Annotated in this window: 25 protein-coding genes; 12 read left to right on the top strand and 13 right to left on the bottom strand. The window is 65.0% G+C overall.

Annotated features, from left to right (window positions below):
• Positions 1-60: 60 nt before the first annotated feature.
• The gene (gene cobF / locus ASD80_RS00840; protein ID WP_056227582.1) at positions 61-792 is read right to left on the bottom strand and encodes a precorrin-6A synthase (deacetylating); all 732 of its coding nucleotides are present in this window, start codon (positions 790-792) and stop codon (positions 61-63) included.
• Between the two features lie 93 nt (positions 793-885).
• Here cobF and ASD80_RS00835 point away from each other — a divergent pair, with 93 nt between their 5' ends.
• The gene (locus ASD80_RS00835; protein ID WP_056228204.1) at positions 886-1227 is read left to right on the top strand and encodes an ArsR/SmtB family transcription factor; all 342 of its coding nucleotides are present in this window, start codon (positions 886-888) and stop codon (positions 1225-1227) included.
• Positions 1228-1238: 11 nt separating this feature from the next.
• Entirely contained in the window at positions 1239-1739 is a 501-nt protein-coding gene (locus tag ASD80_RS00830; protein WP_056227579.1) for an SRPBCC domain-containing protein, read from the top strand.
• A gap of 149 nt (positions 1740-1888) precedes the next feature.
• Here ASD80_RS00830 and ASD80_RS00825 read toward each other — a convergent pair whose 3' ends face one another.
• Together ASD80_RS00825 and ASD80_RS00820 are read right to left on the bottom strand one after the other, a co-directional pair.
• Positions 1889-2365, bottom strand: coding sequence for an SRPBCC family protein (locus ASD80_RS00825; RefSeq protein ID WP_056227577.1), 477 nt, complete (start codon positions 2363-2365; stop codon positions 1889-1891).
• Positions 2362-2709, bottom strand: coding sequence for an ArsR/SmtB family transcription factor (locus ASD80_RS00820; RefSeq protein ID WP_056227574.1), 348 nt, complete (start codon positions 2707-2709; stop codon positions 2362-2364). Before ASD80_RS00820 ends, ASD80_RS00825 begins: the two co-directional genes overlap by 4 nt.
• A 95-nt stretch (positions 2710-2804) precedes the next feature.
• On the opposite strand from ASD80_RS00820, the gene ASD80_RS00815 reads away from it, so the two are divergent.
• The gene (locus ASD80_RS00815) at positions 2805-3155 is read left to right on the top strand and encodes a DUF305 domain-containing protein (protein WP_056227571.1); all 351 of its coding nucleotides are present in this window, start codon (positions 2805-2807) and stop codon (positions 3153-3155) included.
• A 135-nt stretch (positions 3156-3290) separates the two neighbouring features.
• On the opposite strand, the gene ASD80_RS00810 is transcribed toward ASD80_RS00815, so the two are convergent.
• A complete protein-coding gene (locus ASD80_RS00810; protein ID WP_244488897.1) occupies positions 3291-4334 on the bottom strand; it encodes a LacI family DNA-binding transcriptional regulator in 1044 nt (347 codons plus the stop codon).
• A gap of 204 nt (positions 4335-4538) precedes the next feature.
• Between ASD80_RS00810 and ASD80_RS00805 the strand changes: the two genes are divergently transcribed.
• Genes ASD80_RS00805 through ASD80_RS00795 form a run of 3 tightly spaced genes read left to right on the top strand, consistent with a single transcriptional unit; the run spans position 4539 to position 8064 of the window.
• Entirely contained in the window at positions 4539-6080 is a 1542-nt protein-coding gene (locus ASD80_RS00805; RefSeq protein WP_056227565.1) for a sugar ABC transporter ATP-binding protein, read from the top strand.
• Positions 6061-7065: an ABC transporter permease gene (locus tag ASD80_RS00800; protein ID WP_056228202.1), complete on the top strand. Its 1005-nt coding sequence runs from the start codon at positions 6061-6063 to the stop codon at positions 7063-7065. The genes ASD80_RS00805 and ASD80_RS00800 overlap by 20 nt, the downstream gene beginning before the upstream one ends.
• Before the next feature lie 48 nt (positions 7066-7113).
• The gene (locus ASD80_RS00795) at positions 7114-8064 is read left to right on the top strand and encodes a substrate-binding domain-containing protein (protein ID WP_056227561.1); all 951 of its coding nucleotides are present in this window, start codon (positions 7114-7116) and stop codon (positions 8062-8064) included.
• Between the two features lie 269 nt (positions 8065-8333).
• Here ASD80_RS00795 and ASD80_RS00790 read toward each other — a convergent pair whose 3' ends face one another.
• Genes ASD80_RS00790 through ASD80_RS00780 form a run of 3 tightly spaced genes read right to left on the bottom strand, consistent with a single transcriptional unit; the run spans position 8334 to position 11193 of the window.
• The gene (locus ASD80_RS00790) at positions 8334-8534 is read right to left on the bottom strand and encodes a heavy-metal-associated domain-containing protein (protein ID WP_056227558.1); all 201 of its coding nucleotides are present in this window, start codon (positions 8532-8534) and stop codon (positions 8334-8336) included.
• Between the two features lie 2 nt (positions 8535-8536).
• Positions 8537-8947, bottom strand: a complete 411-nt coding sequence (gene cueR / locus ASD80_RS00785; protein WP_056227555.1) for a Cu(I)-responsive transcriptional regulator — start codon at positions 8945-8947, stop codon at positions 8537-8539.
• A complete protein-coding gene (locus tag ASD80_RS00780) occupies positions 8944-11193 on the bottom strand; it encodes a heavy metal translocating P-type ATPase (RefSeq protein ID WP_056227552.1) in 2250 nt (749 codons plus the stop codon). Before ASD80_RS00780 ends, cueR begins: the two co-directional genes overlap by 4 nt.
• Positions 11194-11472: 279 nt before the next feature.
• On the opposite strand from ASD80_RS00780, the gene ASD80_RS00775 reads away from it, so the two are divergent.
• Positions 11473-12192, top strand: a complete 720-nt coding sequence (locus ASD80_RS00775) for a Crp/Fnr family transcriptional regulator (protein ID WP_056227549.1) — start codon at positions 11473-11475, stop codon at positions 12190-12192.
• 142 nt (positions 12193-12334) lie between these two features.
• On the opposite strand, the gene cydC is transcribed toward ASD80_RS00775, so the two are convergent.
• Positions 12335-13984, bottom strand: coding sequence for a thiol reductant ABC exporter subunit CydC (cydC, locus tag ASD80_RS00770; RefSeq protein ID WP_056227546.1), 1650 nt, complete (start codon positions 13982-13984; stop codon positions 12335-12337).
• Positions 13981-15819, bottom strand: a complete 1839-nt coding sequence (cydD, locus tag ASD80_RS00765; RefSeq protein ID WP_056227543.1) for a thiol reductant ABC exporter subunit CydD — start codon at positions 15817-15819, stop codon at positions 13981-13983. The genes cydC and cydD overlap by 4 nt, the downstream gene beginning before the upstream one ends.
• Positions 15820-16008: 189 nt before the next feature.
• Here cydD and ASD80_RS00760 point away from each other — a divergent pair, with 189 nt between their 5' ends.
• The 4 genes from ASD80_RS00760 to ASD80_RS18385 all read left to right on the top strand — a co-directional run bounded on the left by ASD80_RS00760 (position 16009) and on the right by ASD80_RS18385 (position 19308).
• Positions 16009-17613, top strand: a complete 1605-nt coding sequence (locus ASD80_RS00760) for a cytochrome ubiquinol oxidase subunit I (protein WP_056227540.1) — start codon at positions 16009-16011, stop codon at positions 17611-17613.
• Positions 17610-18758, top strand: a complete 1149-nt coding sequence (cydB, locus tag ASD80_RS00755) for a cytochrome d ubiquinol oxidase subunit II (protein WP_056227538.1) — start codon at positions 17610-17612, stop codon at positions 18756-18758. The genes ASD80_RS00760 and cydB overlap by 4 nt, the downstream gene beginning before the upstream one ends.
• A gap of 9 nt (positions 18759-18767) precedes the next feature.
• Complete coding sequence (gene cydX / locus ASD80_RS18390) at positions 18768-18893, top strand: cytochrome bd-I oxidase subunit CydX (RefSeq protein ID WP_082554952.1); 126 nt, start codon at positions 18768-18770, stop codon at positions 18891-18893.
• Positions 18894-19161: 268 nt separating this feature from the next.
• Complete coding sequence (locus ASD80_RS18385) at positions 19162-19308, top strand: DUF1127 domain-containing protein (protein ID WP_082554951.1); 147 nt, start codon at positions 19162-19164, stop codon at positions 19306-19308.
• Positions 19309-19452: 144 nt separating this feature from the next.
• Here ASD80_RS18385 and ASD80_RS00750 read toward each other — a convergent pair whose 3' ends face one another.
• The 3 genes from ASD80_RS00750 to ASD80_RS00740 form a co-directional block, all read right to left on the bottom strand.
• The gene (locus tag ASD80_RS00750) at positions 19453-19803 is read right to left on the bottom strand and encodes a hypothetical protein (RefSeq protein WP_056227534.1); all 351 of its coding nucleotides are present in this window, start codon (positions 19801-19803) and stop codon (positions 19453-19455) included.
• A gap of 72 nt (positions 19804-19875) precedes the next feature.
• Complete coding sequence (gene ybaK / locus ASD80_RS00745) at positions 19876-20349, bottom strand: Cys-tRNA(Pro) deacylase (RefSeq protein ID WP_056227532.1); 474 nt, start codon at positions 20347-20349, stop codon at positions 19876-19878.
• Between the two features lie 71 nt (positions 20350-20420).
• Complete coding sequence (locus ASD80_RS00740) at positions 20421-20600, bottom strand: hypothetical protein (RefSeq protein ID WP_156460258.1); 180 nt, start codon at positions 20598-20600, stop codon at positions 20421-20423.
• Between the two features lie 118 nt (positions 20601-20718).
• Between ASD80_RS00740 and ASD80_RS00735 the strand changes: the two genes are divergently transcribed.
• Positions 20719-21606, top strand: coding sequence for a LysR substrate-binding domain-containing protein (locus ASD80_RS00735; RefSeq protein ID WP_056227525.1), 888 nt, complete (start codon positions 20719-20721; stop codon positions 21604-21606).
• Here ASD80_RS00735 and ASD80_RS00730 read toward each other — a convergent pair.
• Complete coding sequence (locus tag ASD80_RS00730) at positions 21603-22478, bottom strand: LysR family transcriptional regulator (protein WP_056227522.1); 876 nt, start codon at positions 22476-22478, stop codon at positions 21603-21605. The genes ASD80_RS00735 and ASD80_RS00730 overlap by 4 nt on opposite strands.
• Positions 22479-22580: the final 102 nt, after the last annotated feature.

Genomic DNA, 22580 nt, shown 5'->3' with positions numbered 1-22580 from the left:
TGAAGCTAAGTCCTATCTCGCTTCCCTCCCCTCAAGGGGGAGGGTGGGCTCCACTCCTGGTCAGGAACCCCGCTTGCGGAGCAGGTAGGTGTCCATGATCCAGCCGTGCTGTTGCCGTGCGGCTTTGCGGGTGGTGACGATCTTGTCGCGCACATCGCCCAGGCGGCCGGCAATGGTGATTTCGTCGGGCGTGCCGAGATAGGCGCCCCAGAAGATGTCGAGGTCGGGGTCGGCATTGAGGAAGGCGGTTTGGCCGTCGAGCATGACGATTGTATCGTCCTCCACCGCGCCCAGCTTGCGGCCGGTGGTGATGTGGACGGGTTCGCCGATGCGGTTCAGTGCGATGCCGTGGGCGGCGGTGAGGGCCTGGATGGCTGAAATGCCGGGGATGATTTCGATGGCGTGATCGGCGCGCAGGCGCTCGACGATACGGATGGTGGAATCGTAGAGGCCCGGATCGCCCCAGACCAGGAAGGCGCCGGCGCCGTTGTGGGGGACTTGGGCGAGCAGGGCGCGGAAAATTTCGGCCAGGGCGGCGTGCCAGGCATCGACGCCGGCGCCGTAGTCGGGATTGGCGGCGTCGCGGCGGGGTACTGCATATCCCACCGTTCGGCTGGCCGGATTGGTGACATAGCGGGCGACGATATCGCGGCGCAATTCGGCCAGGTCAGCCTTGCCAGCGCCCTTGTCGGGAATGAACAGTATATCGGCGCGGTTGAGCGCGTTGATGGCCTGCACCGTCAGGTGCTCGGGATTGCCGCTGCCGATGCCCACGATGAGGATGGTTTTCATAGCCGCTTCCTTGCCCTGCGGCAGGGGGTGTTGACAAGCAGGTCGATCGGCAGTATTCAACCAATTAGTATTATACAAAACGGTTGAATGAAAATGGCCGATCCGCTGAGTACCACGCTCGCTGCCCTTGCCGACCCGACCCGACGCGCCATTCTGGCCCGGCTGGCGCTGGGGGAGGCAAGCGTCAACGAGCTGGCTGAACCTTTCGACATGACGCTGGCTGCCGTCTCCAAGCATATCAAGGTGCTGGAAGGGGCGGGGCTGGTCAGCCGTGGCAGGCAGGCGCAGTGGCGCCCCTGCAAACTGGAGGCGGCGCCGATGCGCGATGTCGCCGGCCTGGTCGAGTTCTATCGCAAATTCTGGGAGCAGAACCTCGATCAGCTCGATGCCTATCTCACGAAATTGCAGACCCCCGAAACCGACAGCAAGAACTGAGGAGACTTCTCATGAACGCCCAGAGCTTCCCCAACCCGTTCAAGACCGAACTGCCCGCCGACCAGCCGCTCATCATCATGTCGCGTACCTTCGATGCGCCGCTGGCGCTGGTCTGGAAGGTGTGGACCGAAAAGGAGCATGTGGCCTATTGGTTCGGGCCGCGCGAGGACAATGCGGTTGTCGAATATGACGTGCGGACCGGCGGCAAGTGGCGGGTGATCTCGACCATGAGCGACGGCTCGGAAATCGTGTTTTACGGCACCTATCTGGCTGTCGAACCGAAGACGCTGATCCGCAACACCTTCGTCGTGGAGGGCCAGTTCGAGGAGGACTCGCAATTCTATGAGGAGCACCACTTCGAGGAGCGCGACGGCAAGACCTGGTACCGCTCCGTCAGCAATGTGGACTCCATCGCGTCGCGCGACGCCATCGTGGCGACAGGCATGGAATGGGGCGCCAATGCGAGCATGGTGAAGTTCGACGAGATATTGGCGCGGCTGAAGGCGAAGTAGCTAACTCTCCCCATCCGCCGGGCGGCACCTCCCCGTGACGGGGGAGGTTGGGAGGGGGTGGCGGCTGGCCCGGATATCGGGGCCAAACACCCCCCACCCTTGATCCCTCCCCGCAAGGGGGAGGGTGTCGACTGCGAGATTGGCGTGAATCAGTTCATGCCTTCGCGCTCGAGATAGAGGCCCAGCTTGTTGAGCAATTCCCCGGTGCCCTCGCGGCGCAGGTCGTTGCCATCGGCGGCGAAGCCGTCGAGATAGGCGCCGTGCTCGTTCATGACGAGAATGGTGTGGTCGCCATCCGGCCTGATCTCGAAACTGGACAGCGAGACCGAGATACGCGTGTCGTCCAGGTGCATGTCGTAGGAATAGATGATGCGCTCGTTGGGCACGATGTCCTGATAGATGGCGCGGAACTTGTGGACCGGGCCGCCAATGGGGCCACCCACGCTGGTCTCGATGCCGCCCACGCGGAAATCCAGCTTGTGCTCGTCCTTGCCCCAGGTCTCGGGCGGGGTGAACCATTTCTGCTTGCTGGCCTCGTCGCTCAGCGCCTTGTAGACGCGGGCTGGCGTGGCCTTGTAGCGGCGCTCAAGGGTGAAGCTGCCATGGGTGATGGTGCGGGGCGTCACGTTTCGATCTCCGGTTCGTCCGCCGTTTCGGCAAGGAAGTCGCCAAGGCGGTCCAGACGCCGCGACCAGGCGGTGCGGCGGTCGTTGATCCATTGTTCGGCCAGGCTCAGCGTATCGGGCTGGATCTGCACGGTGCGCACGCGGCCGACCTTCTGGGAGGTCACCAGGCCCGAATGTTCCAGCGCCTGCAGGTGCTGCACCACGGCGGGCAGCGACATGGCGAAGGGCTTGGCCAGTTCGCTGACCGAGGCGGGGCCGCGGCTGAGGCGGTCGATCATGGCGCGGCGCGTCGGATCGGCCAGCGCCTGGAACATGAGGTCGAGATTGGATTGTTGGTTAAGCATATAGTTAAGTAACAATTCGGGCGGGCGCTGTCAATGCGCTTGACCTTCCCATCGGGCAATCCGGCAGGACGGATCATCAACCCAAGGAGACTTCGATGAAAGCCCTGATGATCGCGTCCATCCTGCTGGCCGGCCTCGCCGTGCCGGCCCTGGCGCAGGACCATTCCGGCCACGGCGCCATGGCCGCCGACAGCGCGGCGACCACCGGCTACAAGCAGGCCAATGCCCGTATGCACGCGGATATGGATATCGACTATACCGGCGACGCCGACTTGGACTTCATCCTCGGCATGATCCCGCACCACCAGGGGGCGGTGGACATGGCGCGCGTGGTGCTGGAACATGGCATGGATCCGGAGGTGAAGGCATTGGCCGAAGCCGTTATCGCCGCGCAGGAGGAGGAGATTGCGTGGATGAAGGCGTGGCTGGCGAAGAAGGGGTATTAGAGCCACGGGCTCCGGGTTTGCGGAACCATACCCCCACCCTGCTCGATCACGGACTTAGCTGACGCTAAGTCCTATCTCGCTTCCCTCCCCTCGAGGGGAGGGTGGGTTCCGTGGATGTTGCAGCATTGCCCGCCGCTAATCCCTTCCCACCCGGCTCACCGAGTTCCGCACGATCAGCTCGGCGCGCAAAAGCACGTCCTTTTTCCGCGGTGGTTTGCCTTCGAGCAAGGCCAGCAACAGGTCCATGGCTTCCTCGCCGATCTTGAGGCGGGGCTGTTTCATGGTGGTCAGCGAGGGGGTGACGAAGCTGGCGAAGGAAATGTCGTCGAAGCCCATCACCGAGAACTGGCGGGGCAGGTCGTATTTGCGGGCATTGAGGGAGATGATGACGCCCAGGGCGGTGGCGTCGTTGACGCAGAAGAAGGCGGTGGGCAGCACGTCGCGAACGAACATGTGCTCGGTGGCCTGGCGGCCGGATTCGGTGGTGCCGTCGCCCTGCAGGATCAGCCGCGGATCGATGGCGAGGCCGGCCCCGGCCAGGGCGGCGCGATAACCCTCTTCGCGCAACTGGTTCACCGCCTTGCTGGTCGACTTGCCGATAAAGGCGATGCGCTTGTGCCCCTGGGAAATCAGGTGCTCGGTGGCGACACGGGCCCCCTCGAAATTGTCCACCCCGACAAAAGGCACGTCGCTGTCGGAAACCGGCTCGTTGACCGCGACCATGGGCGGCAGCCGGGACTCGCCGCTGTCGCTGCCAAAGCCATAGGGCAGGTGGCCGGTGAACAGGATCAGCCCATCGGCCTGGTTGGAACTGATGAAACGCAGATAGTCGGTCTCGCGCGTGGCGTCGTTCTGGGTATTGCCGATCAGCACGCCATAGCCGCGCTTGCTGGCCTCGGTTTCGAGGCCGACCAGGATATTGGAGAAGTTCGGGTCGCCCACGTCGGGCGCCAGAATCAGGATCATGTTGGAGCGGCGCATGCGCAGCGAGCGCGCCATGGCATTGGTGGTGTAGCCGGTGCGGGCGATGGCCTCGTTGACGCGGCGACGGGTCTCGTCGGCCACCTTGGTCGGTTCGTTGATGGCGCGGCTCACCGTGGCGATGGATACGCCGGCAATCGCCGCGACATCCTCAATGGTAGCCAGTTTCTGGTGCAGCACTTTTGGTTGACTGTCCACTTACGCCATGCCGCCCCGCGCACCCTTTGGCGCCCGCGTTTGCTGCCTGTAGCAGATGCCGCGACGCGCGCCAGACCCTCCCGATACGGATATACCGTTTTCCGTTTGTGTAAACCTTTACATCATTCATGAAAACCTTTACATCACTGGCCAAGGACGAAGAGACGGATGGAAATCCGCTGCGTCCGGGGAGGGGACTTCACCATGACCAGCGCCGAGGGCACGCCCGCGCCTGCTATCCTGTCAGCCAACAGGATATCCAAGTCGTTCGGCGAGATCCCGGTGCTGTTCAGCGTCGACTTCGACATTCGCCCCGGCGAAGTTCATGCCGTGATCGGCGAGAACGGCGCGGGCAAATCCACCCTCATCAAGATTCTCAGCGGCATTGAGCAGCCGACTTCGGGCGCCATCAAGTATGACGGCCAGACCGTGGTGCTGCCGCCCAATGGCGCGGCCGAGGCCCTGGGCATCGTGCTCATCCACCAGGAACTGAACCTGGCCGAGGACCTCACGGTGTCCGAGTCGATCTTCCTTGGCCGTGAGATCAAGCGCTTTGGCTTCCTCGACCTGCGCGAGATGCGCAGGCGCGCCCAAGCCGTGATGGAAATGCTGCATGTGCATGTCGATCCCGACGCGCGCATCAATACGCTGTCGGTCGCCGACAAGCAGATGGTGGAAATCGCCAAGGCCATCAGCCGCGACGCGCGGGTGCTGATCATGGACGAGCCGACAGCGGTGCTGTCGGTGGCTGAGACGCAGACGCTGTTCGAGCAGATAAGGCGACTGACGGCGCGTGGCGTCGCGGTGATCTTCATTTCCCACAAGCTCGACGAGATCATGGAACTGGCCGACCGGGTGACGGTGCTGCGCGACGGGCAGCTGATCGCCACCATCGGCACCGAAGCGCTGACGCCCGATTCCATCGCCCAGATGATGGTGGGCCGCGAACTCTCCAATCTCTATCCGCCCAAGCACGAACCCGATGTCGATGCCCCGGTGGTGCTCGGTGTGCGCAACCTGGTGGCGGCGGGCGTCAAGACCATCTCCTTCGACCTGCGCAAGGGTGAAATCCTGGGCTTTGCCGGGCTGATCGGCTCGGGCCGGACGGCGGTAGCCGAGGCTGTGGTGGGCCTGGTCCATCGCAGCGAAGGCGAGATCGCGCTCGACGGCAAGCCGGTCAACTTCACGCGGGTCGCTCAGTCGGTCGATGCGGGCCTCGCCTACATGACCAAGGATCGCAAAGGCAAGGGATTGCTGCTCAATATGGGCCTGCGGCCCAACCTGACGCTGCTGACGCTCAAGCGCCACCTGCGGCTGGGTTTCCTCGACGGCTCCTCCGAGGAGCGGGCGCTGGAGCGGGCGACGCGGCGTTTCGACATCCGGGCGCGCGACGCCTCGGTGGCGGTGGGTCGGCTGTCGGGCGGCAACCAGCAGAAGCTGATGCTGGGCAAGACCATGGAAAGCGAGCCCGACATCATCATCATGGACGAGCCGACCCGCGGCATCGATGTCGGCACCAAGCAGCAGATCTACCACATCATCGCGGCGCTGGCGGCCGAAGGGAAATCCATCATCCTCATCTCCTCGGAGATGCAGGAGGTGATCGGCCTCAGCCACCGCGTGGTGGTCATGCGCGAAGGACGCCTCGCCGGCGTGCTGGAAGGCGCCGAGATCACCGAAGCAGAAATCATGCGGTACGCCGCCGGCATTAAGCAGAGTGGACACGATGAGCGCATCAGCGCCTGATATTTCGGCAAAACCCAAGCGGGCATTCCGCCTCGATCTCAAGACGGTCGGGCCCTTGCTGGCGCTTGCCCTGCTGGTGCTGCTCGGCATCTCGCTCAACGAGAATTTCCTGAGCTACAATAACCTGACCAACGTGCTGGCGCGGTCGAGCTTCATCGGCATCATCGCCATCGGCGCCACCTTCGTCATCACCGCCGGGGGGCTCGACCTGTCGGTCGGTTCGATGGCCGCGGTGATTGCCGGCGTGATGATCATGGTGATGAACTGGCTGATCCCCAGCCTCGGCATCGGCTGGAGCGTGGTGATTGCCGGCATGCTGTCGGGGCTGCTGCTCGGTGGGGTGGCGGGCGTCTTCAACGGGTTGATGATCACGCGAGGCCGCATCGAGGCGTTCATCGTCACGCTGGGCACGATGGGCATCTTCCGCTCGCTGGTGACCTTCCTCGCCAACGGGGGCACGCTGTCGCTCAACTTCAACGTCGCCGACGTCTATCGCCCGGTCTATTACGATGGGCTGCTCGGCGTGCCCTATCCGATCATCGTCTTTGCCCTGGTGGCAATCGGCGGCGAAATCGCCATGCGCTATACCGCCTTCGGCCGCTACTGCGCTGCTATCGGCTCCAACGAGCAGGTGGCCCGCTATTCGTCGATCAACGTCGATAACGTGCGGCTCATGACCTACATCCTGCAGGGTGTGCTGGTGGGCGTGGCCGTGCTGCTCTACGTGCCGCGCCTCGGCTCGGCGTCGAGCACGACCGGCGTGCTGTGGGAACTCGAAGCCATTGCCGGGGTGATTATCGGTGGCACCACGCTCAAGGGCGGCTATGGCCGCATCTGGGGAACCGTGGTGGGCGTGGTGATCCTGGGCCTCATCGGCAACATCCTCAACCTGCAGAGCTTCATCAGCCCCTACCTTAATGGGGCCTTCCAGGGCGTCATCATCATTCTCGCAGTGCTGCTGCAGCGTGGCGGCCGCCGCACCTGACGGACAATTTCACATCGCCCAAGAACGGGCACTTACGGGAGGACTGAAATGAAACTGGCGAAATCCCTATTGGCGGCGGCGGTGCTTACCACCAGCCTGGGCGGCATTGCCGTCGCACAGGACAAGGTCACCATCGGCGTCTCCGTGCCGGCGGCCGACCACGGCTGGACCGGCGGCGTCAACTACTTCGCCCAGCAGGCCATCGAACGCCTCGGCGCAACCTATCCGAATGTCGAATTCGTGTTCGCTTCGGCCGCCGATGCGCCCAAGCAGATCGGCGATATCGAAGACATGGTCGCAACACGCGGCATCGACGCCCTGGTCATCCTGCCCGGCGATCCGGACGCGATGACTTCGGCCATCAAGCAGGTCAAGGATGCCGGCAAGTTCGTCACCGTGGTTGACCGCCAGCTTTCGATCGATGGCGTGGAAAACCTCTACGTGGCCGGCGACAATCCGGGCCTGGGCGCCAACGCCGCAGCCTACTTCAAGGAAGCCCTGCCGGAAGGCGGCAATATCGTCATCCTGCGCGGCCTGCCGATCCCGATCGACCAGCAGCGCTTCGATGGCTTCATGGGCGGCATCGAAGGCACCAACATCACGGTGCTGGACGACGAATTCGCCAACTGGAACCGCGATGACGGCTTCAAGGTGATGCAGGACTTCCTGACCCGCTTCCCCGACATCAAGGGCGTGTGGACGCAGGACGACGACATCTCCCTGGGCGCCATCGAGGCAATCAAGCAGGCTGGCCGCGAAGGCGAAATGTTCGTGGTGGGCGGCGCCGGCATGCAGCAGATCCTGCAGCGCGTGCAGGCCGGCGATGCCTTGACCCCGATCGACGTGAGCTACAGCCCGGCCATGATCGCCACGGCCATCGAGCTGACGACGTCGCACTTCACCGGCGGCATCCAGGTCGCTGGCCGCTATATCCTCGACTCGACGGTCATCACGGCCGACAATGTCGATGAATTCCTCGACGCCGACAGCCCGTTCTGATCTTCGAGCCGTCCCGCAGGGCAAATTGCTCCAGTGGAACGATTTGAGGTGAGAAGGCCATGAGGGCTATGCCCGAATGGCGAACGAGGACGGAATGCGAAGGGCGCCCACTGGGCGCCCTTTGTGTTTGGTGCCACGCCCTCGTGGTTCGAGGGTCGCTGCGCTCCCGCCTCACCATGAGGGCTACTGGGAGCGCGATGTTTGAGTAGCCCTCATGGTGAGGTGCGCTTCTTGGCGCCTCGAACCACGAGGGCGTGGCGCGATGTCTCCTAAACCGCTTCCGGCGTATAGCCCGCCTCGCGGATGGCGGCCTCGCCCTTGGCGCGATCGCCGGTGAATTCCACCCGGTGCGTATCCAGGCTCACCGAAATCTCCGCCCCCGGCAGCGCATCTTCCAGCGCCTTGCGCACGGTGCCGACGCAGTGGCTGCAGGTCATGTCGTTGACGGTGAGAATGGTCTTGTCGCTCATGTTCAGTGTCCTTTGGAAACGGGATGCTCGCCGGCGAGGTCGTCGAGAATGGGGCAGTCGGGGCGGTTGTCGCCGGTGCAGCAATGGGCCAGGTGCCTGAGGGTTTTGACCATCCCCTGCAGTTCGGCGATCTTGGTTTCGAGTGCCGTGATGTGGCTGGTGGCCACATCCTTGACCTCGGCGCTGGCGCGGCTCTTGTCCTGCCAGAGGCCGAGCAAGGTGGCGGTTTCCTCGACCGAAAAGCCCAGCGTGCGGGCGCGCCTGACGAAGCGGAGGACGTGAACCTCATCCTCGCCATAGACGCGATAGTTGCTGCCGGTGCGCAGGGGCGCGCGGATCAGGCCGATGGATTCGTAGTAGCGGATCATCTTGGCCGAAACGCCGGTGGCGCTGGAGGCCTCGCCGATATTCATGGATTTACTCCTTTCACCAGGCGCAGACGCTGTGCGTTACCGACCACGAAGACCGAGCTGAGCGCCATGGCGCCGGCGCCGATCATCGGGTTGAGCAGGATGCCGAAGGCCGGGAACAGCACGCCGGCCGCCACCGGGATCAGCAGCACATTGTAGCCGAAGGCCCAGAACAGGTTTTCCCAGATGTTCTTCATTGTGGCGCGGCTCACCATGAGGGCGTTGAGCACGCCCTTGAGGTCGCCGCCGAGCAGGACCACATCGGCGCTTTCGATGGCGGCATCGGTGCCGGTGCCGACGGCGATGCCGATATCGGCTTCCGCCAGGGCCGGCGCGTCGTTGATGCCGTCGCCGACATAGGCGACCGGGCCGAACTGGCGCAGGGCCTTGAGCGTGGCCACCTTGTCGGCCGGCAGCACTTCGGCGCGGACTTCGTCTATGCCGAGCCGGCGGCCAATGGCCTGGGCCGTGCGCTGGTTGTCGCCCGAGATCATCGCCGTCTTGAAGCCCATGGCATGCAGGGCATCGATGACAGCCTTGCTGGTGGGCTTGATCGTGTCGGCGACGACGATGGCGGCGGCCAGCTTGCCATCGATGGCAGCAAAGACCGGGGTCTTGCCCTCATCGGCGAGCCGGTCGATGTCGGCGGCAAAGCCGGAGAAGTCGAGCTGGCCGAGATGGCGCTGGGAGCCGACCGAGACCGACCGTCCATCGACGCTGGCGAAGGCGCCATTGCCGGCATGGGACTGGAAGTCGGTGACCGCGCCGAGGGCGAGGCCGGCCCGTTCGGCCGCCGCGACGATGGCTGACGCAATCGGGTGCTCGGACTTTGCCTCGACGGCGGCGACGAGAGCCAGCACGTTGTCATGCGCGAAGCCGTCGGCCAGCACCAGGTCGGTCAGGGCCGGCTTGCCTTCAGTCAGCGTGCCGGTCTTGTCGAAGGCCACGACCCTGGCGTCGCGCAACTGCTGCAGGGCTTCGCTCTTGCGGAACAGCACGCCCAGCTCGGCGGCGCGGCCGGTGCCGACCATGATCGAGGTCGGCACGGCCAGGCCCATGGCACACGGGCAGGCGATGATGAGTACGGCAACGGCATTGACCATGCCGAATATGGACGCCGGCTCTGGCCCCCAGATGGCCCAGACCGCGAAAGTGGCAATGGCCAGGCCGATGACAGCCGGCACGAACCACAACGTGATCTTGTCGACCACGCCCTGGATCGGCAGCTTGCCGCCCTGGGCCTCCTCGACCATGCGGATGATCTGCGCCAGCATGGTATCGCCGCCAACCTTGGTGGCGCGGAAGCTGAAGCTGCCCGATGTGTTGAGCGTGCCGCCGATGACCTGGGCGCCGGCAGTCTTGGAGACGGGCAGGGGTTCGCCCGAGATCATGGATTCATCGATATGGCTGGCGCCCTCGGTGATTTCGCCATCGACGGCGATCTTCTCGCCGGGGCGGACCAGGATGATGTCGCCTTCCACGACCTGTTCGATGGGCAGTTCCACCGCCTTGCCGTCGCGCTGCACGCGGGCGGTCTTGGCCTGTTCGCGCACCAGCCGCTGGATGGCTTCGCCGGTACGGCCCTTGGCCAGGGCCTCAAGCCAGCGGCCGACCAGGATCAGCGTAACGATGACCGCGGCGGCTTCATAATAGATATAGCGCGTGCCCTCGGGCAGCAGTTGCGGCGCGAAGGTGGCGACGACGGAATAGAGATAGGCCGCGCCCGAGCCGAGGGCGACGAGCGAGTTCATCTCCGGCGCACCGCGCAGCAGGGCCGGAATGCCGATCTTGAAGAAGCGCCAGCCGGGCACGAAGAGCACGATGCTGGTGGCGATGAAATAGGCCACCCACAGCACATCCATCGACACGACGGACATGATCCACATGTGGAAGGGCATGTAGAGATGGCCGCCCATTTCGAGCACGAAAAGCGGCAGGGTGAGGACGCCCGCGATCAGCACGTCGCGGCGCAGCACGGCGGCGTCCTCGTCGTGATGCTGATGGCCGGAATGGTCATGATGGTGCATTTCGGGCGTCTCGCTGCCCTTGTAGCCGGCCCTCTCGACCGCCTTGAGCACGGCCTCGCTATCGCCGCCATGCACGGTGGCGCGCTCGGTGGCCAGATTGACCGAGGCCGATGTGACGCCGGGCACCTTGAGCAGCGACTTCTCCACCCGCGCCACGCAGGACGCGCAGGTCATGCCGGTAATGTCGATGGAAAGCGGCTTGGTATGGACGTGTTCGTTCATGATGTTTCACCTCGTCCTCGGCTATATAAAGGTTCCAATCATGGGAAGGTCAAGGGGTGTTTGCCACGCCCTCGTGGTTCGAGGGTCGCTGCGCTCCCGCCTCACCATGAGGGCTACTGGAACACCGAGCGAGCAGCAGCCCTCATGGTGAGGTGCGAGCCCTTCGCGAGCCTCGAACCACGAGGGCGTGGCATGCGGCAGGTTGGCGCTGCGACCTTTGCGCGGCTTAAAGGCCTGGCGGGGCGGGCCTATATCGGGGCGGTCAGGAGACGATATGCCATGCAGCCCGTCCGCAACGACATTCACAATTCCGATCTGCCGCTGCTCTGCCAGAGCTGCGAATCCCGTCATCAGGGGATTTGCGGCGCGCTGACCTCCGAGCAATTGCTGGCTTTGGCACGACATACGCGGCGCGTGCATCATGAGGCCGGCCAGGAATTGCTGGCCGATGCCGAGCCGATCACCAGCTATGGCAATGTGCTGCGCGGGGTGGTGAAGCTGTCCAAGGTGCTGGAGGACGGGCGCCAGCAGGTGGTGGGGCTGCAATTCGCGCCCGATCTGCTGGGACGGCTGTTTGCCAGCGAAAGCCGGGTGACGGCGGAGGCGGCATCGGATGTGGAATTGTGCATGGTGCCCAAGCCGGCGCTCGAAGCTCTGGTGCGCGAAAATCCGGCGCTGGAGCATCGCATCATGCTGCAGACCCTGCGCGAACTCGACGAGGCGCGCGACTGGATGGTGACCTTGGGCCGCAAGACCGCCGCCGAGAAGGTGGCGAGTTTTCTCTATCTGATCGCCAGTCACATAGATCCAACGCAGGAAGAGGTGACCAGTTTCGACCTGCCGCTGAGCCGGGCGGATATCGGGGACTTTCTCGGGCTGACCATCGAGACGGTGAGCCGCCAGATGAGCAAGCTCAAGGCCGACGGGGTGATCGAAATCGAGAATTACCGGCATGTATCAGTGCCGGATGTGGCGCGGCTGCGGGTGCGGTGCGGGTAGGGGCGTTCTTACCTCTCCCTTGGGGGAGAGGTCGACCCGAAGGGTCGGGTGAGGGGGCCTTTACTGGGTGAGGTGCATGGGGAAGGCCCCCTCACCCGGCGCTACGCGCCGACCTCTCCCCCGAAGGGAGAGGTGAAGAGGCTCACCCCAGCATCCCGCCCCGTAGCGTCAGCACCCGATCCATCGTTCCCTCCGGAATCGCCGCGTGGGTGACGACGATCACCGTGCGGCCCTGCGCGGCCTGGTGCAGGGTTTCAAAGAACGCCGCTTCCGCCGGGCGGTCCAGGCCGGTGGTGGGTTCGTCCAGAAGCAGGATCGGGGCCGGCGACAGCAGCACGCGGGCGAGGCAGAGGCGGCGGGCCTGGCCCACCGAGACCGTGCGGCCGCCTTCGCCCATCATCGTATCGAGACCGGCGGGCAGGACGCGGACGAAATCGGCGATGCCGGCATCGGCGAGGGCGGTCCAGAGAGCGTCGTCATCGGCGTCGGGGCGGGCGATCAGCAGGTTGGCGCGGATGGTGTCGTTGAAGAGCGGGCTGTCCTGGCTGAGCAGGGCCATGCCGGCATGGATATCTGCCTGGCGCAGTGCGGGCAGTGGGACGCCGCCCAGGGTGATGCGGCCGGCTTGTGGATCGGCGAGGCGCAGCAGCAGGCCCAGCAGGCTCGATTTGCCGATGCCGCTGGGGCCGGTGATGGCGATATGCTCACCGGGCGCGACGATGTGGTCGAGATTGGTCAGCACCGGCGGACCGCCATAGCCGAAGGTGATATCGGCGAGGACGATGGTGGCATCGGCTGTGCGCTCGGCCGGCATCGCCGGGTCCACGATCGCAGGCGGGGCCTCGGCAATAGCGGTAAGGCGCTCAGCGGCGGCCATGGCGGTGGTGAGCTTGCCGACGCTGCGGACGATTGTGCTGGTGGCCTCGAAGCTGCCGGCCACGGCCAGCAGCAGGCCGGCAAGGACGGGGCCTTCGACGGTGCCGGCGGCCAGGGCATCGAGCCCGAGCCAGAGGGTGCCGGCCAGCGCCAGCGCGGCAAGAGCCTGCACGGCGAAACCGGCGACGGCAGTGAGCGTCGACAGGCGGCCCCTGGCGGCAGCGAGGCGTTGCGCGGTCGTGGCAAAGTCCGATTGGGCGGTGCCCAGGACGCCGAACACCGTGAGATCGGCATGGCCCTCGATGCCGTCGAGCACGGAGGCGCGCGCTTCGGCGGCGCGGCTGACCACGTCCTTGCCGGCGCGACGGCTAGCCAGGACCAGGCCGGCGGGCACCGCGAGCACCGCGGCGGCAAAGCAAAGCCCATAAAGCCATGCCGCGCCGGGCAGCAGCCATGCGAGGACGCCGGTCAGCGCCGCGCCGATGACGAAGGCAGCGGCTATGGGGCCGATGGCGACGAGGAAAGCGGTATCGAGCGCATCGACATCGGCGGTGAGGCGGCTGACCAGATCGCCATGGCGCAGGCTGCGATCGGCGATGGGCAGGCGCGGAAACAGGCGGGCGAACAGCCAGCCGCGCAAGTCGGCCAGCAGGCGCAACGTGGCGTCGTGGCCGGCGAGGCGTTCGCCATAGCGGGCGAGGATGCGGATAAAAGAGAAGCCGCGCACCAGCGCCGAGGGTGCGAAGAGATTGAAGGCGAGGCCCGCCGTGGTGAGCGCGGCGGCGGTGATGAACCAGCCCGACGTGCCGAGCAGGGCGACACCGGCCGCCAGCGTCACCAGCGACAGAATAAGCGCCAGGGCGAAGCCCTTGAACTGGGTGGCGAATAGGCCGCGGAAGGTGAGAAGGGCCTTCACGCGACGCTCCTGCCCTTGCCTGTCGGGAGCGGCGTGGGCAACAGGGTCTCGCCGGCAATGCGCCACGCTTTGTCCATGCGGGCGGCGACCGCGAGCGAATGCGTCGCGATGATGAGGGTGCGGCCGCTTGCATGGGCCTTGAGGTCGTCGAGCACCACTTGTTCCAGTTCGGCATCGAGATGGGCGGTGGGCTCGTCGAGCAGGATCAGCCCGGCATCGCGCAGATAGATGCGGGCCAGGGCGATGCGCTGGGCCTGCCCACCGGACAGGCCGAGTCCGCCTTCGCCGAGCAGCGTATCGAGACCATCGGGCAGGGCATCGGCAAAGGCGGCGACATGGGCGCGTTCGGCGGCGCGGCGGATGTCCGCGGGTGACGCGCCGGGGCGGGCCAGGGCGATGTTATGCGCCATGGAGCCGGCGAAGATGCGCGGCTTCTGGCCCAGCATGGTGGTGCGGGCGCGCAGGTCGGGTTCGGGCCAGTCGGCGAGGGGACGGTGATCCAGCATGATTCCGCCTTCGTAGAGGCGCAGGCGGGCCATGGCCTCGAGCAGGGTGGATTTGCCGATGCCGCTGGGGCCGAGCAGGGCGGCGTGTTCGCCGGGGGCGATGGTAAAATCGGCATTGGCGAGGATGACGCGGGCGCTATCGGGTGTGCGCAGGGTGAGGCTGGTGGCGGCGAGGCCGAGGGGGCCGCGCGCTTCACCTCTCCCCCTGGGGGAGAGGTCGACCGTTTTCGGTCGGGCGAGGGGCCCTTTTCTTGACACGGTGCGTGGGGAAGGCCCCCTCATCCGGCCTGCGGCCGACCCCGGATCAAGTCCGGGGCAGGCTCTCTCCCCCGAAGGGAGAGGTGAGAGGGTGCCGAGTTGGGCCTCGATTTCGCCGATGGCGGATTTGGCGGCGGCGCGGTCGTGGTAATGCGCGGCGAGCAGGCGCAGGGGATTATAGACCTCGGGGGCCATCAGGAGGAGGAAGAGACCGAGTTCGAGGGTCAGCGGCGTGGTGCGCAGGTGGAGGTAGTCGATGAAGGTGAGGCCGACATAGAGCGCGATGCCGGCGACACCAAGGGCGGCGAAGAATTCGAGTACGGCCGAGGACAGGAAGGCGATGCGCAGCACACGCAGGGTGCGGCGGCGGAGTTCATCGCTGGCGACGACGATGCCCGAGGTTTCTGCCTCGGCCCGGCCGAACAGCTTGAGCGTGACGATGCCGCGCAGCCGGTCGGCGAAGCGGCTGGTGAGCAGGCTCAGGGCGCGGGCCTGCCTTTCGGTGGCGAGCTGCGCGCCCCAGCCGGCCAGCGCCATGAAGACGGGAATCAACGGCGCGGTGACGAGGAAGAGCAGTCCGGCCAACCAGTCGAGGGGCAGGATGATGGCGCCAAAGGCGACGGGCAGCACGGTGGCGCCGATCATGGCGGGCAGGTAGCGGGCGAAAAAGCCGTCGAGTGCTTCCACCTGGTCGATGATGGCGGCCGAGGCGGCGCCCGATTGCGGCTGGGTGGCCGCGCGGGGCGATCCGGCCAGCAGGTGCGAGAAGAGGGTGGTGCGGAGCCGGAGCTTGATGGCTTCGGCGGCCTCGGTGCCGGCGCGGTCGCCGATGGCAGCGAGGGCGGCGCGGGCGAGCAGCAGGGCGAGGATGAGCACGATGCCGGGGGCGAGAGTGGCGACGGGCGCGCGGGCCTCGATGGCGTTGCCGAGGACGGAAGCGAGGGTCCATGCCTGCCAGACCAGCAAGCCACCAGCGAGCAGCGGTGCGCCGGTGGCGAGAATGAGCCAGGGGCCGCCGTTATGGCGCAGGGCGGAGAGGGTGCGGGCATTGTGGCGGTCTGTATCGGTCAAGCGAGGATTCCCCCTTCCAACCGCCACCTGAGGGGGTTTTGGCAGCATCGAGCAAAAGCATGCCTGTCTATACCATGATGACGCGGCTCGCCCTTGATCTGAATCAAGGCATGGGCGAGTCTGGTGGCGCATAGAGTGCGCAGTGACGGCGGCGACTCGGGCGCTGCCAAGCATAGAGGCAGTATCACCATGATCGACATGACCGTTGTCGAGCTCTCGCGGTGGCAATTCGCCGCCACCGCCATGTATCACTTCATCTTCGTGCCGCTGACCATTGGGCTTTCCGTGATGATGGCCATCATGGAAAGCGTCTATGTGATGACCGGGCGCGAGGTGTGGCGCAAGGCCACCCTGTTTTGGGGCACGCTGTTCGGCGTCAATTTCGCTATGGGCGTGGCCACCGGCGTCGTCATGGAATTCCAGTTCGGCATGAACTGGAGCTATTACAGCCACTATGTGGGCGACGTATTCGGCGCGCCGCTGGCCATCGAAGGGCTGATGGCCTTCTTCCTCGAAGCCAGCTTTATCGGGCTGTTCTTCTTCGGCTGGGACCGGCTGAGCAAGGTGGGGCATCTGGCGGTGACCTGGCTGGTGGCTTTGGGCGCCAATTTCTCGGCTTTGTGGATCCTGATCGCCAATGGCTGGATGCAGAATCCGGTCGGCTCGAAATTCAACCCCGACACGATGCGCATGGAAGTCACCGATTTCGTGGCGGTGCTGTTCAATCCGGTGGCGCAGGCCAAGTTCGTGCATACGGTCAGCGCCGGCTATGTCTGCGGCGCGGTGTTCATCTTCGCCGTTTCGTGCCTGTTCCTGGTGCGCGGCAAGCATGTGGAACTGGCCAAGCGCTCCATGGTGGTGGCGGCCAGCTTCGGGCTGGCTTCGGCTTTGTCGGTGGTCGTGCTGGGCGACGAGAGCGGCTATGTCGCGACCGAGCACCAGAAGATGAAGATCGCGGCCATGGAGGCCAGCTATCACACCGAGCCGGCCCCGGCGCCTTGGACGATCTTCGCCATTCCCGGAGCCGATGGCGGCGCGCCGAGCTTTTCCATCCAGGTGCCCTGGGTGGGGGGCCTCATCACCACGCGCTCGCTCAATGAGGAACTGCCGGGCATCGACGAACTGGTCGAGCATGCGCAGACGCGCATCCGCTCGGGCATGGTCGCTTATGACGCGCTGCAGGATATCCGCGCCGATGGCAGCAATGCCGAGGCCCGTGCGGTGTTCGAGGAGCATTGGGCCGACCTGGGCTATGGCCTGCTGCTCAAGCGTTATCGCGAGGATGTCGGCAATGCGACCGACGCCGAGATCGCGCAGGCGGCGGCCGACACGGTGCCCGGCGTCTGGCCGCTGTTCTGGACCTTCCGCATCATGATGGGGCTGGGCTTCTTCTTCATCGGCTTCTTCGCGCTGTGGTTCTACCGGGCCTCGCGGGGCTGGCTGGAAACCAACAAGCCGCTGCTCTGGTTCAGCTTCTTTCTTTTGCCCTTGCCGTGGATCGCCATCGAAAGCGGCTGGTTCATCGCCGAATTCGGGCGACAACCCTGGGTGGTGGAAGGCGTGTTGCCGACCTTCTATGCGGCATCGGGCCTCCATTTCTGGGACCTGGTCATCTCGCTGAGCTTCTTCGTGACGCTCTACTCGATCCTGCTGGTCATCATGATCATGCTGATGGTCAAGATCATCAAGGCCGGACCGCAGGACAAGCTGTTCGCCGAGGACGAGGGCGATGACGCGGACTTCGTCGTTGCCGCCTTGCCCGCCACGCCTGCCAACAAGGAGCTCGGATCATGAGCACCATTCCGCTGGACTATGAAACCCTGCGCCTCATCTGGTGGCTGCTGCTGGGTATCCTGCTGACCGGCTTCGCCATCATGGGCGGGCGCGATCTCGGCGTGGGCGCGCTGCTGCCCTTCGCCGCCCGCACCGATGCGGAACGGCGCGTGCTGCTGAACGTGGTCGGACCTACCTGGGAGGGCAACCAGGTGTGGCTGATCCTGGGGGGCGGGGCGATCTTCGCAGCCTTCCCGCCACTTTATGCGGTGAGCTTTTCGGGCTTCTACCTCGCCATGATCGTGATCCTGCTGGCGCTGATCCTGCGGCCGGTGGGCTTCAAGTTCCGCAGCAAGATCAAGGATGACCGCTGGCGCGCCACCTGGGACTGGGTGCTGTTCGTCGGCGGCTTCGTGCCTGCGCTGATCTTCGGGGTAGCGGTGGGTAATGTGCTGCTCGGCGCGCCATTCCACCTCGATGACACGATGCGCGCCTTCTATACCGGCAATTTCTTCATGCTGTTGACGCCCTTCGCGCTGCTGTGCGGACTGGTGAGCCTGGGCATGATCGTGACGCAGGGCGCCGCTGTCATTGCCGGCCGCACCACTGGGCCATTGGCCGAACGGGCGCGGACCTATGGCTCGCTGGCTGGTATCGTGACTATCCTGTTGTTCGCGCTGGCCGGCGTGTGGATTGCCTTCGGCATTGACGGCTATGCCATTACCAGCGCGGTGGATGGCAATGCCGCCATCAACCCCCTGGGCAAGAGCGTGACACTGACCCGCGGTGGGTGGCTGGCCAATTACGAGCTCTATCCCTGGATGATTGCGGGGCCGGTGCTGGGCTTTGCCGGGCTGGCCGGGGCGGTGATCGGGCTGCAGGCGCGGCTGCGGCTGGTGACATTGCTGGCGTCGAGCGTGGCCATTGCAGGCATCGTCGCCACGGCGGGCCTGTCGCTGTTCCCGTTCCTGCTGCCATCCTCGACCGTGCCGGAGGCGAGCCTGACCCTGTGGGATGCTTCGTCCAGCCACCTGACGCTGTTCATCATGCTGCTGGTGACGGTGTTCTTCCTGCCGATCATCCTGCTCTACACCGCCTTCGTGTTCCGCGTGATGCGCGGCACGGTGAGCACCCAGTCGCTCGAAAAGAACCCCAACGCCTATTAGGAGACGCCTATGTGGTATTTTTCATGGATCCTCGGCCTGGGGCTGGCCTGTTCCTTCGCCATTCTCAACGCCATGTGGTTCGAACTGCGCGAGGACCGGCACGTCGCCGAGGAAGCGGAGCCGGGCCAACGCTAAGGGCCGGCACCCGTCTGGCGCATGGCGCTGACTGGATGGTCAAAAATCGGTTAAGGCCGCCGCCGTGGCGGCCTTTCCCATTTTTCCTATGAAAACCAGGGTGTTGTGGTGTCAGGTGGCAATTATTGATGTCCTGCCGGCTGAAGCGAACCTGAACGGTTTGCCTCTTTAACGTGCACGTAGTGCATAACGGATGTGCAAAGAGTCCATCTTCTAATCACGACCCGACGACTATAGATAAGGGTCATCAAAACGAAGGGGAACCGAAATGAACATCCGCCAGAAAATCGCACAGTTTGCTCAGTATCAGCGCACCATGCGCGAACTCAGCGCTCTCGATCAGCGTCAGCTGAACGACCTCGGCATCACCAAGGGCGACATCAAGAACATCGCTCGCGGCGCACTGGCCCGCTAATACCGGTCCAGGCCGACCAATCAGACTTGAGATGAAGGCGTCCATTCGGGCGCCTTTTGTCTGTCTGGGATTCGGTTCCTGATACTCTCCCCAACACAGATCGTCACCCGTGGGTGACGGCTGGTGGGGGATGCTTCCGGGGTTTCAATCCGTGATGGTGAACCGCGTCACGCTGCCCGGCGTGATGGTCATGCGTTCATAGGCCTCGCCGCCGCCGAATTCGCCGCCGCCGACATCCCAGCAGCCGGCCGAGAGTGTGAAGCTGCGCGCGTCGCCGGGCGCGATCGAGTCGCCGTCGGACAGGCGATTGAAGCCGTAGGTGAAGTTGTTGCAGTCCGAAATCACGATGGCATCGAGATAGCCATAGGAGCCGTTGGCCACGATCAACGTGCCCGTCGCTTCGCCCGGCCGGATCAGGTCCCCGCCCGTCACGCTGCATCCGGCCAATGCTGCAGCGACCACGGCCGCGATGCCGACTGCCAGAAATTTGTTCATGAAAATGTCCCTCCAAGGATGGAGCGGACCTTATTGCCTGTGAGGGTGGGCGCTATCCCCGAACAGGGGGGATCAGCGGATGAGGTCGGCGGCCTTGCCGCCCAGGGCCGCGACCAGGTCGTCGGGCTTCATGCGGATCTGCAAGCCGCGCTGGCCACCATTGAGAAAAATCTCGTCTTCCAGCGTCGCCAATTCCTCGACGGCGGTCGGCACCGGCTTTTTCTGGCCGAACGGGCTGATGCCGCCCACTTTGTAGCCGGTCAGCCGCTCGGCATCGGCCGGCTTCATCATGTGGGCCGACTTGCCACCAAAGGCCGCGGCGAGCTTTTTCATGTTCACCTCCTCGTCGGAGGGCACGACGACGCAGACCGGCTTGCCGTCAACCTCGGCCATCAGCGTCTTGAGCACGATGGATGGTGAAACCCCCATTGCCTCGGCCGCCTGCAACCCGACCCGATCCGCATCGGGGTCGTAGTCATAGGTCGCGGTGGCAAAGGGGATACCGGCTTTGGTGAGGGCCAGCGTGGCGGGCGTGGTTTTAGACATGGAGTGGTTTTAGTGAAGTCAGGTTCGCCTGTGCAAGGGTGAACCGCCGGCGGGCGGTCGATGTTGCATTCTCAGCGCTGGCGCTTGCCGTCATGCCCCTCGCCGAGCCCGATATCGCGCAGCAGATGTGGCGAAGCGTGGATCAGGTCGATCGTGGCCTGGCGGCGACGACGGGCGGCGTCGAAGAGGCGTGGCATGCTCCAACGGGGCAGGTGGAAGGCGGCAATCAGCGGTCTGGCGATGGTGTTCATGGCTATAAACAGCCTTATGGGGCTGCCTTCTGCTTTGTGTTCCATGCATTGAAAATGGTTGGCAGCAGGCCGAAATTCCAACTAAAGCTGGATAATGAGGCATAAGGAGATTTGATCCATGTCCAGTCTGCCACCGCTGGCCGCCATTCGCGCCTTCGAGGCCGTGGCGCGGCATCTGAGCTTTACCAAAGCCGCCGACGAGCTGGGCATGACGCAGGCGGCGGTGAGCTATCAGATCAAGATTCTGGAGGAGCGCGTGGGGGCGCCACTGTTCCTGCGCAAGCCGAGGCAGATCGCGCTAAGCGAGACCGGGGCGCGGCTGGCGCCCGATGTGAGCACGGCCTTCGAAACCCTGCGCGACGCCTTCGCCGCCTCGCGCGGGCGGGTGGAGGGGCTGCTGAGCCTGAGTTCGGTGCCGACCTTTGCCAGCCACTGGCTGGCCGCCAATATCGGCCTGTTCCAACTGGCCAACCCTGATATCGCGGTGCGGGTCGAGAGTTCGGCGCATCTGGTGGATTTTTCCGGGGAGGAGTTCGATGCCGGCATCAGGGCGGCCACCAAGTTATCGCCCGGACTGGTCGGGCATCTGCTGCTCAAGGCGGAATTCGCGCCGATGCTGAGCCCGCGCCTGGTGGAGGAATATCAGGTGCGCGAACCGGCCGACCTGCTGCGCGTGCCGCAGATCACGCCTGACGATCCCTGGCTGTGTGCCTGGCTGGAACTGGCCGGTGTGCCCAGCCCGACCACGCCGAACAGGCCGTTCAGCCGGCTGGGATCGCAGAATCTGGAAGCGGCGGCGGCCATTGCCGGGCGTGGCGTGGCCATGCTGACGCCGCCCTTCTACGCCGAGGACGTGGCGGCCGGACGGTTGGTGCAGCCCTTTCCCATGAACGGCTGGGACGGGCATGGCTATTACTTCGTCTATCCCGAGGCGCGGCGGAACAGCCCCAAGATCAAGGCCTTTCGCGACTGGATCGTCCCGGCAACGGCGACATTGCGGACCTAGAATATCGCCCTATCCCGCGTGACGATCTCGGCCAGGAAATCGGCCACCAGCGCCACGCGGCTGATGGTGCGGAGGTCTTCGTGCATGACGGTCCAGTAGCTGCGGGTCAGCGTGTGGGCGGGCAGGACGGGAACGAGGCCGGTGTCGCGGCCGGCCATGAAGGCGTGGAGAATGCCGATGCCGGCCCCGGCCCGCACCGCCTCGGTCTGGCCCATGGCCGAGGAGACGGCGAGCGAGGAATGCCAGCCCTTGAGGAATTCGGCGGTGTAGTCGAGCGAGGCCGTATAGAGCAGGTCTTCGACATAGCCGACGAGGCGGTGGGCTGCGAGATCGGCCAGGCTCGCGGGGGTGCCATTGCGGTCGAGATAGGGCTGCGAGGCGTAGAGGCCGAGACGGTAGTCGGTGAGCTTGCGGGCGACCAGCCGGCCTTCGCGGGGGCGTTCCAGGGTGACGGCAATGTCGGCCTCGCGGCGGGACAGCGAGAAGGCGCGGGGGACGGGGACCAGTTCGATGCGCAGGCCCTTGTGGCGCTCGGTGAGCTCGCCCAGGCGGGGGGCGAGGAAGGCGACGCCGAAGCCATCGGGCGCGCCGACCCGGACCACGCCATCGATGCGGCTGTCAGCGCCGGCGGATTCGCTGGCGGCCAGCATGGCGCTTTCCATGGCTTCGGCATGGACAAGGAAGCGTTCGCCGCTAGGGGACAGGTCGGAGCCATTGGTGCGGCGGATGAAGAGCGTGCTGCCCAGGGCGGTTTCGAGCGCGGTGAGGCGGCGGGCGACGGTGGCGTGATTGAGGTTCAGGGCTCTGGCAGCGCCGAGGATCTGGCCGCTACGGGCGACGGCGAGGAAGATGCGAATGTCGTCCCAGTTCATTGGATTCCTTGGGTTTTTGGGGGCGCGACCGGTCCAGTCGTCTCCCTCCCCCTTGCGGGGAGGGATCAAGGGTGGGGGGTGTTTGGCCCGGATATCCGGGCT

Source organism: Devosia sp. Root635 (assembly GCF_001427605.1).
GTDB lineage: Bacteria > Pseudomonadota > Alphaproteobacteria > Rhizobiales > Devosiaceae > Devosia.
Note: the sequence above shows the minus strand (reverse complement) of the source record. Positions and strands in the feature narration are given on the sequence as shown.